The organism is Curtobacterium sp. ME-Dv--P-122a (assembly GCF_030209645.1).
GTDB classification, from domain to species: domain Bacteria; phylum Actinomycetota; class Actinomycetes; order Actinomycetales; family Microbacteriaceae; genus Curtobacterium; species Curtobacterium flaccumfaciens.
Window position 1 is genome coordinate 246263 of the sequence record NZ_JARVRO010000001.1, and the last position, 15125, is coordinate 261387.

Here is a 15125-nt window from a genome sequence, read left to right on the forward strand (position 1 = left end):
CTACCGGCAGGCACGGACCCGACGGGCGCTGTTACCGGTCGTCCTTCGGCTGCCGCCACCAGGGCAGCTCGTCCTCGGGGATCTGGTCGGTGACGTCCCACTTCGCCGGGCGGGACGGCTCCGCCGGCTTCGAGGCGGGCGCTCGGGTGTCGAGCGCGACGTCCACGCGGTCCGCCTCGGCCGTCTCGTCCACGTCGTCGCGGCCGGCCACGAACTCCTCGGTGCTCCACGGGAACGCCGGCTGGGCGTCGGTCGGCACCGGGGCGGGTGCGGGGCGGGACGCGGCTGTCTGGGCTGCAGGCCGCTCAGAGCCGGGCTGCTCCGGCTCGGCGTCGGAGCCGGTCACGCGGTCGCGGAGTGCACCGGCTCGTCCCCGGACGCCCTCGGCCGCACCGGCCAGGCGGTCGCGGAGGCCACCCAGGGCTGCTCGTCCGGCACTGCGGCGCTCCGGTTCGGGCTCGGCGGCCAGGCGGTCGGCGGCCACCGCGTCGGTCTTCGCCCAGTCGGGGAGCTCGACGTCGTGGTCGGTGTCGCCGGCGCGCGGTGCGACGGGCGCGGGTGTGACGGGCGTGGGTGCGGAGGCGGGCCGTGCGGGTGCGGAGGCAGGCTCGCTGCCGATCGGCGCGCTGCTGACCGGCTCACTGCTGACCGGCTCGGTCACGTGTTCGGTCGTCGCACGGGGCCGTGCAGCGGTCGACCCGTCGTGGGACTCCTCGACCACGAAGCGGTGCACGTCGGTGGTGCGCCCGGCGCCGGCCTGGTCGAGCGCGGCGAGCAGGGACCCCTCGCTGACGTCGACACCGGCGCGCGCCGTGTCGTGGGCATCGTCGGGTTCGTCGGCCTCGGTCCAGCGCTCCCGCGTCCACCCGCGGTCCGGCAGCCGGACCAGGTCACTGCCCGCGGCGAGGGCGATGATCGCCGGCAGGCCGATCTCGAGTGCGGCGAACCCGCCGACCGCGAGGGCGTTCGGGCCGACGTCGGCAAGGCGCCCGGGGCCGAACGAACCGGAGGACACCCAGGCGATGAGCCCCGTGAGCACTCCGGCCACGAGTCCTGCGACGACACCGCCGAGTGCACGGTGCAGCGCGGAGTCGGCGGCGCCCAGGGCCCGCACCAACCGCGGCCGCATCGAGCCGCCGATCGCGAACCCGGCGATGACCGGCACGAGGATCCAGACGAGCCCGAAGGTGTGCCCAGAGGTCGGTAGCGCACCGAAGACCGGCAGGCCGGGGATCGGGCCCAGGGTCGTGGCGATCGGGGACACGCTCGACCCGGTGCCGATGGCGAACCCGGGGCCGATCAGCCACGAGGTCGCCCACCCGACGAAGTCCGGCAGGAACGCGAGCTGCCCGACGGTGAGCGCGACGCCGCCGATGACCCCGGCATGCGACTGCTCGTACAGGGTGATGACCTCGGCGAAGGACGTGAAGAGGAGCAGGCCGACCAGTACCGCGGCCACGCCGACGACCACGGCGGTCGCGGCGGTCCCGGCGCGCAGGCCGAACCCGGCGACGGACCGCCAGACGGCGGGGATGCGGTCGACCAGGTCGATGATGCGCTGGGTGCCGGCGTCGGCGGGCAGGTCACGGCGACGACGGCAGACCTCGGAGGCGGCGAGTGCGGGGATCCCGAACCAGAGCGCCGGCAGCACCACGGCCTGCCAGAGCGTGGGGCGGGTGGCAGCCGAGGTCGACGACAGGGCGACGGCCAGACCGAGGAGCGCGACGACGGCGGTCCCGACCAGCAGCCCGGTGGTGCGGTGCTCGGTCTCCGCGAACCGACGTCCGGCGCGGGCGCCGAGCCAGGCCGTCACGACCGCGAACCCGAGGGCCGCCAGGGTCACGTGGATGGGGTCGGCTGCGCCGCTGACCCCGGTGCTCTTGGCGAGTGCGGACCCGAGCAGGAACGAGACGTCGACGCCGTGCCCGACGAGCCAGACGCTGCCGGTGGCCTTCCAGAACACGTCCCAGTCGACCTGCAGGCCGTACTCGAACCCCCAGAGCAGCGTCAGGGGCACGAGGGCGATCCCGATGCCGACGCCGACCGTCACGACCGCCTCGATCGCGGCGAGCAGAGCGGTTCCCAGGCGGTTCATCGCAGCGAGGATACGTGAGCCGCAGCCGGAACGACGGGAGGCTCGGCGCGGAACCCGCACCGAGCCTCCCGGCTTCGTCCCGACCGTCTGCCGGGCGCTGGTCGCTAGCGAGCGGCGACGACCTCGCGCAGCAGCGCGGCGGTCTCGGACGGCGTCTTGCCGACCTTGACGCCGGCGGCCTCGAGCGCCTGCTTCTTCGCCTCGGCGGTGCCGGCCGAACCGGACACGATCGCGCCGGCGTGCCCCATCGTCTTGCCCTCGGGAGCGGTGAAGCCCGCGACGTAGCCGACGACCGGTTTCGTGACGTGCGCCTTGATGAACTCGGCGGCACGCTCTTCGGCGTCGCCACCGATCTCACCGATCATCACGATGGCCTCGGTCTCGGGGTCGGCCTCGAACGCGGCGAGCGCGTCGATGTGCGTGGTGCCGATGACCGGGTCGCCGCCGATGCCGATGGCGGTCGAGAAGCCGAGGTCCCGGAGCTCGTACATCATCTGGTAGGTCAGGGTGCCGGACTTCGAGACGAGCCCGATCGGGCCCTTGCCGGTGATCGTCGCCGGGGTGATGCCGACGAGGGACTCCCCCGGGGTGATGATGCCGGGGCAGTTCGGCCCGATGATCCGGGTCGTGCCGCCCTTCGCCTTGGCGTGCGCCCAGAACTCGGCCGAGTCCTGCACGGGGATGCCCTCGGTGATGACGACGACGAGCGGGATCTCGGCGTCGATGGCCTCCATCACCGCGTCCTTCGCGAACGCCGGCGGGACGAAGACGATCGAGACGTCGGCACCGGTGGTGTCGATGGCCTCGCGCACCGAGCCGAAGACCGGCAGCGACACGTCGCCGTGGGTGACGGTGGTGCCGGCCTTGCGGGCGTTCACGCCGCCGACGACGTTCGTGCCGGCCTTGAGCATCAGGGCGGTGTGCTTCGTGCCCTCGCCACCGGTGATGCCCTGGACGATGACCTTGGAGTCCTTGTTGAGGAAGATCGACATGGTCAGTCCCTTCAGGCCGCTGCGGCGGCGAGTTCGGCGGCCTTCTCGGCCGCATCGTCCATGGTCGCGGCGACGGTGACGAGCGGGTGCGCTGCCTCCGCCAGGATCCGGCGACCCTCTTCCACGTTGTTGCCGTCGAGGCGCACGACGAGCGGCTTGGTGGCCGCGTCGCCGAGGATGCCGAGCGCGGCGACGATGCCGTTCGCGACGGCGTCGCAGGCGGTGATGCCGCCGAAGACGTTCACGAACACGCTCTTCACCTGCGGGTCGCCGAGGATGACGTCGAGGCCGTTGGCCATGACCTCGGCCGAGGCGCCGCCGCCGATGTCGAGGAAGTTGGCGGGCTTCACGCCGCCGTGGCGCTCACCGGCGTAGGCGACGACGTCGAGCGTCGACATGACGAGCCCCGCGCCGTTGCCGATGACGCCGACCTGGCCGTCGAGCTTGACGTAGTTCAGGCCGTGGGCCTTCGCCTTGGCCTCGAGCGGGTCCTCGCTGGCGGTGTCCTCGAGGTCCTTGTGGCCCTCGTGGCGGAAGTCGGCGTTCTCGTCGAGCGAGACCTTGCCGTCGAGTGCCAGGATCTGGCCGTCGCCGGTGCGGACGAGCGGGTTCACCTCGACGAGGGTCGCGTCCTCACCCTTGTAGACGTCGTAGAGCTTGACGAAGACGTCGGCGACTGCGTCCTGCAGCTCAGAGGGGAAGTTCGCCTGCCGAGCGATCTCGAGCGCGGCGGCCTTGTCGATGCCGGTCAGCGGGTCGACCTCGACCCGGGCGAGTGCCTCGGGCTTCTCGACGGCGAGCTGCTCGATCTCCATGCCGCCCTCGACGCTGGTGAGCGAGAGGTAGGAGCGGTTGGCCCGGTCGAGCAGCACGGAGAAGTAGAACTCCTCGGCGATGTCGGCACCCTGGGCGACCATGACGCGCTGGACGGTGTGGCCCTTGATGTCGAGGCCGAGGATGGCCTGCGCGTGCTCGAACGCCTCGTCCGGGGTCTTCGCGACCTTCACGCCGCCGGCCTTGCCGCGACCGCCGACCTTCACCTGCGCCTTGACGACCACGACGCCACCGATCTTCTCGGCCGCCGCCTTCGCCTGCTCGGGGGTGTCGGCGATGATCCCCTGCAACACGGGGACGCCGTAGGACTCGAAGAGGTCCCTGGCCTGATACTCGAAAAGATCCACGCTGTTCTTCTTCCCGCACGGTTCGTGCGATCGGCATCGGTTTCCCGGTCGCGCACTCCACATCGAGGGTCGCTCGATGTCGAGACAACGGCCGCCACGCAGCCTAGCGCTGCTCGGTGGACGGCCGGTGCACGGATGCCGGGCCCCGGTCCGCTCCGACGCGCGTGAGCCGCTGCGCGCACCGCTGGGACCGGCCCGAGCTGGCGCTCGGCACTGTGGATCGGTGCAACCCGAACTCCGTACCCGCGCCACCGAGGTCTTCGGTTGGAAGCTCCGCCCCGACCAGGAGTCCGTCATCGACGCGGTGCTCCAACACCGCGACGCCCTGGCGGTCATGCCCACCGGATCGGGGAAGTCCGCGATCTACCAGGTCGCCGGCCTCGGGCTGGACGGCCTGGTCGTGGTCGTCTCCCCGCTCGTGGCGCTGCAGGAGGACCAGGTGGTCGGGCTCGAGCACCATCCCGACGCGCCCCGCGCCGTCGCCCTGAACGCCACGAAGAAGGCGCGGGACGTCGCCGACGCGTGGGACGCCGTCGCCGCGGGCGAGGTCGGCTACGTGTTCCTGGCCCCCGAGCAGCTGGTGAAGGACGACGTGCTCGAGCGCCTCCGCGATGCCGGGGTCGCACTGGTCGCCGTCGACGAGGCGCACTGCATCTCGTCGTGGGGTCATGACTTCCGACCCGACTACCTGGCGCTCGGCGAGGTCGCGGAGCGCCTGGGCCGCCCGCCGGTGCTCGCCCTGACCGCGACGGGCTCCGCTCCGGTGCGGGACGACATCGTCGAGCGGCTCGGCATGCGCGACCCGTTCGTGCTCGCCTCGGGGTTCGACCGTCCCGGCATCCGGCTCGAGGTGGTCCGGCACGCCGAGGACGCCGAGAAGCGCCAGGCCGTGGTCGACCAGGTCGCCGAGCTCGACGGTCCCACGGTCGTCTACGTCGCCACCCGCGCGGCGACGACGGAGTACGCCGACGCCCTCGCCGCCCGCGGTCGTCGTGCGCAGCCGTACCACGCCGGCATGCGGGTGGCGGAGCGCGAGGCCGTGCACACGGGGTTCCTGGACGGCGACGTCGACGTGGTGGTCGCGACGAGTGCCTTCGGCATGGGCATCGACAAGCCCGACGTCCGGTACGTCGTGCACGCGGACGTCCCCGAGTCGATCGACGCCTACTACCAGGAGATCGGGCGAGCCGGGCGGGATGCCGAACCGGCCGGCGCCACCCTGCACTACCGCGCCGAGGACTTCGGCCTGCGCACGTTCTTCGCGTCCGGCTCGCCGCGGCCCGCCTCGGTCCGGGCCGTGTTCGACGCCGTCCCGGCGACCGGCTCGATCGCCCGCTCCGCACTGGTGGACGCCGCTGGCCTGTCGGCCCGCACCGCCGGTCGCGCACTGAACGCCCTGCTCGACGCCGGCGCCCTGCGCGACGACGTCGACGGTGTCTCCCGGGTGCCGGACGGCCCGCAGGACGCCGACCGTGCGGCACGTGCGACAGCCGACCGTGCCGCCGAACGGGAACGGGTCGAGGAGTCCCGCATCGCGATGATGCGCCAGCTCGCCGAGACGACCGGGTGCCGCCGGCAGTTCCTGCTCGGCTACTTCGGCGACGAGCTGCCGGAGCCGTGCGGCAACTGCGACACCTGCTCGTCCGGCACGGCCCGGGACGCCTCCGCCCACGTCGCCGACGGTGCGAACGACGCCGCCTGGCCGCCGGACGCCCGCGTCGAGCACGCCGAGTGGGGCACGGGCGTGGTGATGAGCACGGAAGAGGACCGCATCACGGTGTTCTTCGAGTCCGCCGGGTACCGCACCCTCGCACTCGCCGACGTCGAGGAACGCGACCTGCTCGAACGCGTCTGACAGCGGCCCGGACGACCCGGGCGGGGAAGGCGCGGTCGCTCGACCACCCGTCGGCGACCGCGCTCCACTCCCCCGAGCATCGGCGATGCTGCCGTGGCGGTGTGACCGGAAGGTGACGCCCGGGTGAACACGACACGAAACCGGACGGCCGCCAAGCGCCGGCGGGTAGGCAGGAAGCCCGCAACGGAAAGGAACCACCATGAGCGACCCCGGCATCAGCCCCGTCGACGACTTCGAGTCCCAGCAGCGTCGCGACGACGACATCGACCGTGAGCACGTCGGCCCGTACGAGGTGGACGAGGCCGAGGAGTCCCTCGAGACGGTGACGAACGACGCGGTCGCCGGTGAGACGGTGGAGCCGCAGCCCGGTGACGGCTCCGACGACGGTCCGACCGGTGGCTCCCCGCGCGAGGGCTCGCCCGACCTGTGGGAGCACGAGAACGAGCAGGACGAGGACCGCGCCGACCTCGGCAACGACCTCGGCAACGACCTCGGCACGAAGCCGCTCTGAGCGCTGACCTGATCAGGCTCCCCCGGAACACGGCTCGGTAGCATCGGGCCGTGTTCCGACGAGTCCGCTCCAGCGTCCGCAGCATGCCCTCGGCAGCGCGGCTGCTGGCGGTCGCGGCGATGCTGCTGGTCGCCGCCGCGGCACACCTCGCCGCCCGCTCGGAGCCCGGTGGCCGCTGGGTCCCGCTCCTCGTCGTCGGCGTCGTCGGTGCGGTCGTCACCGGATCACCGACCCGCCTCTGGCCGCTCCCCGCGATCTGGCTCGTCGCGACGCTCCTCGCCCTGACCGGTGATGCGCCCGTCGATGCCTCGTCCGCACTGGTCGCCCTGGTCGTCGGCGCCTTCGCGCTCCTGGCGGCGATCGCCGTGGACCTCCGGCCCGTCCTGCGGGCGCGACGCCGACGGGGTGCGGCGTGACCACCCCACGGCCTGGAGGCGCGACACACGACCCGCACCGTGCCTCCCGTCCGCCTGCTGGGCGCGTCCACGACCGTCACCTGCGTCGGTTCCTCGCCGACAGCACCCCCGTGGCCGCGGGCGGCCGCGCCATCCTGCTGCAGATCGCCGACCCCGTCGTCGCGGCCGGTGTCCGGCGGCACTCGGACTTCGCCCGGCGACCCCAGCAGCGGCTCGCCCACACCCTGATGTTCGTCTACGCCGTCGTCATCGGCACGGAGACCGACTCGGCGACCGCAGCGGGCTTCGTCAACCGTGCGCATCGGCCCGTCGCGGGCGCCGACGACGTCGACCGGCAGCTCTGGGTGGCCGCGACCCTGTTCGACTCCGCGCGGCGGGCGCACGACCTGTTCGGCACACGCGTCTCCGCGGCCCGAGCCGAGCAGGTCCTCGCCGCCTACGCCCCGATCGCGACCGCGCTGCGGGTGCCGCCGGAGCGTTGGCCGACCTCGGTGGCGGCGTTCGACCGGTACTGGCAGCAGACGCTCGACGGACTCGAGGTCACCGACGACGCCCGCGGGGTCGTCCGTGACCTGCTGCACCCGCGGTTCGCGCCGCTGTGGGTGCGGGCGGCGATGCCCCTCGTCCGCATCGTGACCGTGGGGATGCTGCCGGAACGGGTGCGCTCGGCGTACGGCTTCGCCTGGGGGCCGCGGGAGGAACGGCGCTTCCGGCGCACCGTGCGGGTGGTGGCCGGGGTGCGGGCGCTGGTGCCGGGGGCGCTGCTGCGACTGCCGGGGCCGCTGCTGCTGCGGGCGATGCGGCGGACCGCGAGGCGACACGCCACGGTACGGTAGCGGGCATGTCGGTCGACCACTTCGCCATCACGGTCCCGCGGTCCTGGTTCGAGCTCCCGGTCGAACCGGAACGCCGTGACGACCGGATCAGCGCACTCGTGCAGGAACGCATCGAGGACCACCGGGAACTGTGGGACCACCGCACCGAGATCGTCCGGGTGCTCCGCCGGTTCGCCCGCTCGGCGTGGGACAGCGGCGCGCGGTACTGCGCCGCGTTCGCCGAGCCGAGCGAGGACGGCATCGTCTCCGGTGCCCTCACCGTGACGGTCCTGCCCGCGCCCGAGGCCGGCGGCGACCCGCTCGCCGCGCTCACCGACCACGTCGCCGCACTCGGCGGTGACGACGACGGCATGCACGTCGACGTGCACGAGGTCCCCCGCGTCGGCCGGGTGCCGCGCGTCTGGGGTGTCTCGACGGTGCAGGCGCCGGACGGCCGCGGGTCGTTCGACGTCGTGCTCATGCAGACGTTCGTGCCCGCCGGCGACCAGGTCGCCCTGGTCAGCGTCTCGTCGCCCGCGACCGACCTGGCCGAGCCCCTGTACGAACTGTTCGAGACCGTGACCGACACCTTCGAGCTCATCGACTCCGCCGCGGTCGGCAGCGAGGCGTCCTGATGCGCCTCTGGCCGTTCCGGAAGAAGCGCAAGGTCGTCGAACCCGTCGTCGAGCGGGTCAGCGAGCGTGACCTGGCACAGATGGCGCAGCGCGGCGAGCTCGCCCGGTCGGTCACCACACCGCCCCCGGCTCCGCGTGCGAGTGCCGACCGGGTCCGGGCGACCGTGGCGCAGATGCCCGGCAGGCCGCTCGGGTCGTCCGGCGGCACCACCGCCCGTCGTGACGCCGCCCCCGCCCGCCAGACGGCGGCTGCCGTGCTCGTCCTCGACGGCGCCCAGCGGGTGACCGTGTCGGGCGGCGGGCTGATCGGCCGTGACCCCGCGAGCGCCCACCCGGACGGCGGACACGCCCACATGATCGCCCTGGAGGACCCGGAGCGGCTGCTCAGCCGCACGCACCTGGAGTTCGGGTTCGGCGCCGAGGGCTCCCTCTGGGTGCTCGACACCGCGTCGGCGAACGGCGTCGAGCTGCAGCGTCCGGGGTTCCCCGCGGCGATGCTCGTGCCGTCGCAGCGCACGACCGTGCAGCCCGGCGACACCGTGGTGTTCGGCGGGCACACGCTCCGCGCCGAACCCGCCGTCGGGCTCGTCAGCGAGACGCCGCTGGGCTGAGCAGGCCCCGGACCGGGCGCTAGTCGCCGGCCGGTACCTGCACGAGTCGGAGCGCCTGGTCGGCGTCGTTCAGCAGCGCCCGACCCGCGACGCGGTCCTGGGCGACCAGGCTCTTCGACAGCTTCGTGCCGATCAGGTCGCCGTCGACGGTGCTGAGCGGCGCGAGGAGCATGCCCCGACGGGCCTTCTTCGCGTCGACCTGCCAGCCGCGGAACCCGCTCGCCACACCCTCGACGTCACCGGCCAGGACGAGCCCGACCGAACGACCCCGGTCGGAGTCCATGATCGCCCGGAACACCGGTTCGGCCGGCGACTCCTTCAGGGCCTCGGCGTCGTCGACCAGCACGAGCGTGAAGCCGTCCGAGCCGGTGTCGATCGCGGCGGACAGCCCCTCGGCGCCGATGGTGCCGTCGGTCACGACCGTGACGCGGGCTGCTCCGTCGAGTGCTCGGAGCGGGGACTCCCGCGGTGTCACCGCGACGACCGCCCCACCCGCCGACAGCACGTGGCGGGCCATCGCGACGAGCGCGGTGCTCTTCCCCGAGCGGGGGCTGCCGCCGACGATGAAGACCGGGGTGTCCTGCACGAAGTCGTGCGTGAACAGCCGGAGCTCGTCGCCGCCGACGCCGAGTGCGACCCGACCCACCGATGCCTCGGCCGACGGCAGGTACCGAACGGCGTCCGTGAAGGTGATGGAGCGCGGGAGCACGTCGATGCGGAACGGCTTCGGGGCGTCGGCCGGCACGTGCGCACGGACCTCGTCGCCGATGCCCCGGAGCGCGGCGGCCTGGTCGCGGCCCCCGAGTCCGCCGGGCAGCACGGCGACCTGGGTCTCCGTCGCCGTGGCGTTCCGGAACCCGCGCCCCGGTGGGATCGACTCCGGGAGCTTCTTGCCGTTGATGCCCTCGTAGTTGTAGTCGCCGCGGTCGGCCAGGGCGAGCAGCAGCTTCCGCTCCACCTGGCTCGACATCCGGCCGGACGTCAGGGTGCGGTCGCCGGAGACGACCAGGTGCACGCCGACGCCGACGCCCTCGCGCAGCAGGGTCTGGACGGCGTCGTGCAGCGCACCGTTCTCGGCATCCGCCAGGGTCGCCATGAAGCTCTCCCACTGGTCGAGGAACACGACGATGTGCGGCATCGGCACGGTGCCCGCGTCGGTCCGCTGTTCGGCGATCGACGAGTACCCACCGGCGGCGAAGGCGGCCTGGCGCTCCTGCACCGTGCGGAGCAGGATGCCGAGCAGCCGCGAGACCCGGTCGGGTTCGTGCCGCTGCACCACGGCGCCGCAGTGCGGCAGCGCACCGAGGGCCAGCAGGGCACCGTTGCCGCAGTCGATCCCGTACATGTGGACGTCGCCGACGCCGAGCCGCAGGGCCATCGCCCCCGCCAGGGTGCGGAGCGTCTGGCTGCGACCCGAGCGCGGCGAGCCGATGACGAACAGGTGGCCGTCCGCGTCGAGGTCGAACACCGCCGGGCGCTGCCGCTGGTCGCCCGGGTGGTCCTCGACGCCCCAGGCGACCGCCAGGGGTGCCAGGTCGCCGGTGCCAGTGGCCTCGACGTCGTCGAGCCCGACGACCTCGCCGAGCGGCGGCAACCAGGGCTTCCGCTGCTCGGGGGTGCCGAGGGCGCGGGTGGCCTCGTCGATCGACGCGACGAGGACGCTCAGGTCGGTGACCTCCACGTCGCTGGCCGCGGCCTCGACGGCGGCCGGGCGGGGGGCTGGATCGCTGTACGAGGCGAAGGTGAGCTCGCGGACCAGGGCGGGGCGGGCCTCCTGGTCGTCCGAGCCGGGCCGGCGCCCACCCACGCGACCGGACTGGAACGGCAGCAGCGAGGCAGCGCCGAGCCGCACGTAGGCGCGCCCCGGGGTCGACTTCGCGATCCGCGCGGCGTCGTTCGCGCCGATGACGTCCTGGCTCTCCGACTGGTCGGTGACGCGCAGCGCGATGCGGAGGTTCGTGTTCGCGCGGATCTCGGGCGACACGACGCCACCAGGGCGCTGCGTGGCGAGGATCAGGTGGATGCCGAGCGAGCGACCGCGCTGGGCGATGTTCACCAGGCCCTTGACGAAGTCGGGCAGCTCGCGGGCGAGCGAGGCGAACTCGTCGATGACGATGAGCAGCCGCGGCAGGCTCGGGATCGTGTCCCCGTTCGCCGCGCGCTTGGCCTGCAGGTCCTGGTAGTCCTCCAGGTCCTTCGCCCCGACCTCGGCGAGGGCGTGCTCGCGGGTGCGGAGCTCGGCGCCGAGCGACTCGAGCGCGCGCTCGACCTGGTGCGTGTCGAGGTCGGTGACCATGCCGACCGTGTGCGGCAGGTCGACGCAGTCCTTGAAGGCCGCGCCGCCCTTGTAGTCGACGAGCACGAAGTTCATCTCGTCCGGACGGTTCGCCACGGCGAGGGACGCCACGATCGTCTGCAGCAGCTCGGACTTGCCGGAACCGGTGGTCCCGGCGACCAGGCCGTGCGGGCCGTCGTTCCGCAGGTCGATCGCGAACGGCCCGTCGATCGACGCCCCCACCACGGCGGTGGTGCTGCGGCCGCCGAGCAGCCAGCGTGCCTGCACGGCCTCGGACGTCGGCGGTTCGAGCTGGAGCACGTCGAGCAGCCGGGCGGACGACGGGATGGCGCCGTCCTGCACGTCCGGGCTGGCGTCGACGATCGGCGACAGCGACCGGGCGACCCACTCGAGCCAGTCCTGGTCGACCAGGTCCGGGCGTGCGTCGTCGATGCGCTCACTGCGCTGCTGGGTGACCCGCACCCGGTCGTCGCGGACGACCACCACGGCGTCGCACTCCTCGGGCAGGAGCCGCTCGTCCAGGTCGAGGCAGATGCTGAACACCCCGACCGACGGCCCCTCCTTGAGCACCTGCACGAGCGAGGGCATCGCGCGGAGCCGGCGCGCGCCGTCCATCACGACGACGATCTCGTCGGCCGGCGGGGTCTTCTTGCCGATCCCGGCTTCCTTGCGGGCGTCGATGATCGCGGCGAGCTCGGCGATCGCCCGCGCGGTCGACGCGGCGTTCGAGGCGATGCTCGTCATCGGCTGGTCCGCACCGTCGCGGCGGACGTGCGGCAGCCAGGACATCCACTCCCACAGCGACGTGCGCGTGGTGTCGGTGAGCAGCGTGAAGGTGACGTCCTTCGGGCTCTGCAGCGTCGCGAGCTGCGCGACCACCCAGTTCGCGAGTCGTCGGGCGTCGTCGTCCGGACCGGCGATGCCGATCACGCCGCGCTCGGCCAGGCGGATGCGCACCGGCACGTCCGTCGCGTCCCACGCGACGGTCCGCTTGTGGGACAGCTGCTCCGGGTCCTCGATGGTCACCTCGGAGCGCTGCGTCGCCGTGCCGACGCGGACCAGCAGGTGGTCCGGGTCCGTCCGGCGCCGCTCCCACAGGCGCGGCAGGGGCGTGACCGCCGTCTCGTAGACGGCGGCGGGGTCCGGCGCGCTCGCGATCCAGCGTGCACGTTCGGACTGGAGGCTCTCGGTCGCGTCCGCCTCGATCCGCGCCTTGGTGTCCTCGTACTCCACGACGCGTTGCCGGTACGTCTTCTTGCCCTGCCGGCGGCCCTGGAGGCCCGTGATGATCATCAGGATCGGCGACAGCAGGGCGATGAGCAGGTAGATCCAACGCCCGGTGGTCGACACGAACATGACCGCCATGCCCATCGGCGCCAGCGCCATCAGGATGGGCAGCGCCCGGGCCGGGGGCTCGGTCGGCGGCGGGGGCAGCTGGTAGCGGGTGTGCTCGTCCGGCGGCAGGATGCGCGGGGGCCGGTTGTACTCGAGCGACATGCCGTCGTCCGCCAGGGACAGGTGGGCGCCGCGGTTCGGGGCGCGGCCGAAGCCGAGCAGGACCCCGCCGACCGCGAGCTGTGCGGTCTCGGGCCAGTCGGTCTCCTCGGTGACGGGCTCGCCGTCCAGCAGCGCGCCGGAGTAGCCGTTCGCCGGGCGCACCTTCGCGCCGTCGGCCGTCACCGTGACGAGCAGGGCGATCTCCGGCACCGTGTCGGACCCCGACGCCTCTGCTTCGACCTCGTCCGTGGTGCTCACCGGGACCCGCACGTGCGCGGACGGCGCCGTACCGATGGTCACCGTGCCGGTGCTGACCCGCACGATCGTCCCCGCGTGCAGCCCGGACACGATCCGGACCTCGGCGTCGGTCAGCGGGCGGAGCGGAGGTGGCGGCACCTGCTCGAGGCTCCGGGCCACCACCACGCCCTCGCGGACGCCCGACTCGGCGACCGACGCCGAGAGGTCGAGCGGCTGCTCCCCGACGAAGTACACCGGGGTCCGGCCGGAGGCGACGACGTCCGTGGCGATGAGGCGCTCGGCCTCGGCCACCAGCTCGCGCACCGCCCGGGAGTCGTCGCCGTCGACGTAGACGTTCGCGGTCTGGCCGCTCTCGCGGTCGACCATCGTGAACGTGAAGGTCATGGCATTCCCCCGTAGCGTTGACTTCGTGTCGCAGGACGATGGTAGTGTCCCCTGCAACACGCCCCGTTGGGGGGACAAACGAAACTCCGGGGAAAGGGAGTCACACCGTGGCGAACATCAACGTCTCGTACGCAGACCTCGAGGCAGCAGCCTCCGACCTCAAGGCGGGCCAGGCAGACATCGAAGACCGTCTGTCGGCACTGCAGCGCAAGATCCAGCAGCTCATCTCGGACGGCTACGTCACCGACAAGTCGTCGGTCGCGTTCGGCGAGTCCTACGACGAGTTCAACCGTGGCGTGACCCAGACGGTCCAGGGGCTCGAAGGCCTCTCCACGTTCCTCTCCAAGGCCTCGCAGACCCTGTCCGAGACGGACGAGTCGCTGGCCTCCGGCCTCAAGGGCTGACACCGTCGTCGACCCCGTGCCCCGCGATCGCGTGGGGCACGGGGTCGTCGCGGTTCCTGTGGCGCCGTCCTGACGGCGCCGGTTCGTGATCGGGGAGGGATTGTTCCGTGGCAGGCAAACTGCTGGTTGACCTGATGGGGCTCGGGGAGCTCCAGAACGACCTGACGACCGTGCACAGCACGCTCGAGCAGGCACACAAGCGTGTCGACGCGTCCGACGACGAGATCGGTTCGGGGACGGTGCAGAACGCTCTGCACGACTTCGACCACCGCTGGGGCGACAAGCGGGACAAGATCAGCGAGTCGACGAAGGCCTTGGCGGACATGCTGAGCTCGTCCATCGAGACCTACACCGAGACCGACGAGCAGCTGGCACAGGCCCTGCAGGTCAACGACGAGAACGGCGGCGGCGGACCCGCTGCCTCGAGGGCACAGTAGTCGTGGGGCGGCCGTCGGGGTGGGACGTTGTCGATCAGGGTGATGATCCGGTCAAGGGTGATCCGTCGACGTTGCGGATGATGGCGCGGGAGTACCAGCGCATCTCCGACGCGGCCGATGACGCCTCGACGCGGCTGAAGTCGGTGAAGGGCTCCGGGTGGCTGACCGACTGGGAGGGTGAGGCCGCGGATGTGTTCGTCGACGCGATCGAGGACACCCCGTCGGACCTGACGAAGCTCGTCGATTCGTACGAACTCGCCGCGACGGCGTTGTCGGGGTGGGCTGACACGGTCGATGACACCCAGTACCGGGCTGATGGTGCGTTGGCGGATGCGAGGGACGCCACCGGGGACCTCGCCGCGGCGCAGGACCGGTTGGCGGATGCGCAGTCGACGTTGTCGCACTACGAGTCGGCGTCGAAGGACCTGTCGAAGGTCGCGGATGAGTACCCGGCGGGTTCCGACGTGCCGGACGGGGTGGATGTTCCCTCGCCGGCGCAGTTGCGGGCAGCGTCCGACAACGCGTCCGTCGCGCAGGGGTCCGTGTCGTCGGCGCAGGGGGACATCTCGGCGGCGCAGTCGCGGATCGATGCGGCGAAGCGGCTCGTGGCGGATGCGAAGGGTGATTGGCAGGACGCGGAGCAGCGGACCGCGACGAAGATCGGTGAAGCTGCTGACGCGGGCCTCGGGAAGCAGTCCACGTGGGACAAGATCTTCGGGTCCGAGGCGTGGGAGACCA

General features: G+C 72.6%; 13 protein-coding genes. 9 read left to right on the forward strand and 4 right to left on the reverse strand.

Annotated features, from left to right (window positions below):
• Nucleotides 1-31: 31 nt before the first annotated feature.
• The 3 genes from QRN49_RS01055 to sucC form a co-directional block, all read right to left on the reverse strand.
• Nucleotides 32-2095, reverse strand: a complete 2064-nt coding sequence (locus QRN49_RS01055) for a cell division protein PerM (RefSeq protein WP_284753402.1) — start codon at nt 2093-2095, stop codon at nt 32-34.
• Nucleotides 2096-2199: 104 nt separating this feature from the next.
• Entirely contained in the window at nt 2200-3087 is an 888-nt protein-coding gene (sucD, locus tag QRN49_RS01060) for a succinate--CoA ligase subunit alpha (protein ID WP_071404667.1), read from the reverse strand.
• An 11-nt stretch (nt 3088-3098) separates the two neighbouring features.
• The gene (gene sucC, locus QRN49_RS01065) at nt 3099-4268 is read right to left on the reverse strand and encodes an ADP-forming succinate--CoA ligase subunit beta (protein ID WP_111024796.1); all 1170 of its coding nucleotides are present in this window, start codon (nt 4266-4268) and stop codon (nt 3099-3101) included.
• Nucleotides 4269-4491: 223 nt separating this feature from the next.
• Between sucC and QRN49_RS01070 the strand changes: the two genes are divergently transcribed.
• From QRN49_RS01070 to QRN49_RS01095, 6 genes are all read left to right on the forward strand, one after another.
• Nucleotides 4492-6123: a RecQ family ATP-dependent DNA helicase gene (locus tag QRN49_RS01070; RefSeq protein ID WP_284753403.1), complete on the forward strand. Its 1632-nt coding sequence runs from the start codon at nt 4492-4494 to the stop codon at nt 6121-6123.
• 199 nt (nt 6124-6322) lie between these two features.
• Nucleotides 6323-6634 (forward strand): hypothetical protein, encoded by a 312-nt coding sequence (locus tag QRN49_RS01075; RefSeq protein ID WP_284753404.1) that lies wholly within the window; start codon nt 6323-6325, stop codon nt 6632-6634.
• A 50-nt stretch (nt 6635-6684) separates the two neighbouring features.
• Nucleotides 6685-7050, forward strand: a complete 366-nt coding sequence (locus tag QRN49_RS01080) for a hypothetical protein (RefSeq protein WP_284753405.1) — start codon at nt 6685-6687, stop codon at nt 7048-7050.
• Nucleotides 7047-7886, forward strand: a complete 840-nt coding sequence (locus tag QRN49_RS01085; protein WP_284753406.1) for an oxygenase MpaB family protein — start codon at nt 7047-7049, stop codon at nt 7884-7886. Before QRN49_RS01080 ends, QRN49_RS01085 begins: the two co-directional genes overlap by 4 nt.
• A gap of 5 nt (nt 7887-7891) precedes the next feature.
• Nucleotides 7892-8500, forward strand: coding sequence for a hypothetical protein (locus QRN49_RS01090; protein ID WP_071404663.1), 609 nt, complete (start codon nt 7892-7894; stop codon nt 8498-8500).
• A complete protein-coding gene (locus QRN49_RS01095) occupies nt 8500-9111 on the forward strand; it encodes an FHA domain-containing protein (RefSeq protein ID WP_284753407.1) in 612 nt (203 codons plus the stop codon). Before QRN49_RS01090 ends, QRN49_RS01095 begins: the two co-directional genes overlap by 1 nt.
• A 19-nt stretch (nt 9112-9130) precedes the next feature.
• On the opposite strand, the gene QRN49_RS01100 is transcribed toward QRN49_RS01095, so the two are convergent.
• The gene (locus tag QRN49_RS01100; protein ID WP_284753408.1) at nt 9131-13546 is read right to left on the reverse strand and encodes an FtsK/SpoIIIE domain-containing protein; all 4416 of its coding nucleotides are present in this window, start codon (nt 13544-13546) and stop codon (nt 9131-9133) included.
• 107 nt (nt 13547-13653) lie between these two features.
• Here QRN49_RS01100 and QRN49_RS01105 point away from each other — a divergent pair, with 107 nt between their 5' ends.
• The 3 genes from QRN49_RS01105 to QRN49_RS01115 form a co-directional block, all read left to right on the forward strand.
• Nucleotides 13654-13950, forward strand: coding sequence for a WXG100 family type VII secretion target (locus tag QRN49_RS01105; protein ID WP_071404660.1), 297 nt, complete (start codon nt 13654-13656; stop codon nt 13948-13950).
• Between the two features lie 107 nt (nt 13951-14057).
• Complete coding sequence (locus QRN49_RS01110; protein ID WP_128780490.1) at nt 14058-14387, forward strand: DUF6507 family protein; 330 nt, start codon at nt 14058-14060, stop codon at nt 14385-14387.
• 80 nt (nt 14388-14467) lie between these two features.
• Nucleotides 14468-15125, forward strand: a 658-nt coding sequence (locus QRN49_RS01115; RefSeq protein ID WP_284753409.1) for a putative T7SS-secreted protein, incomplete at its 3' end; no start/stop codon positions are given.

Coding starts and splice junctions, on each gene's coding strand:
- QRN49_RS01100 (WP_284753408.1), bottom strand. CDS start 13,546: ATGACCTTCACGTTCACGATGGTCGACCGCGAGAGCGGCCAGACCGCG.
- sucD (WP_071404667.1), bottom strand. CDS start 3,087: ATGTCGATCTTCCTCAACAAGGACTCCAAGGTCATCGTCCAGGGCATC.
- QRN49_RS01095 (WP_284753407.1), top strand. CDS start 8,500: ATGCGCCTCTGGCCGTTCCGGAAGAAGCGCAAGGTCGTCGAACCCGTC.
- QRN49_RS01055 (WP_284753402.1), bottom strand. CDS start 2,095: ATGAACCGCCTGGGAACCGCTCTGCTCGCCGCGATCGAGGCGGTCGTG.
- QRN49_RS01075 (WP_284753404.1), top strand. CDS start 6,323: ATGAGCGACCCCGGCATCAGCCCCGTCGACGACTTCGAGTCCCAGCAG.
- QRN49_RS01090 (WP_071404663.1), top strand. CDS start 7,892: ATGTCGGTCGACCACTTCGCCATCACGGTCCCGCGGTCCTGGTTCGAG.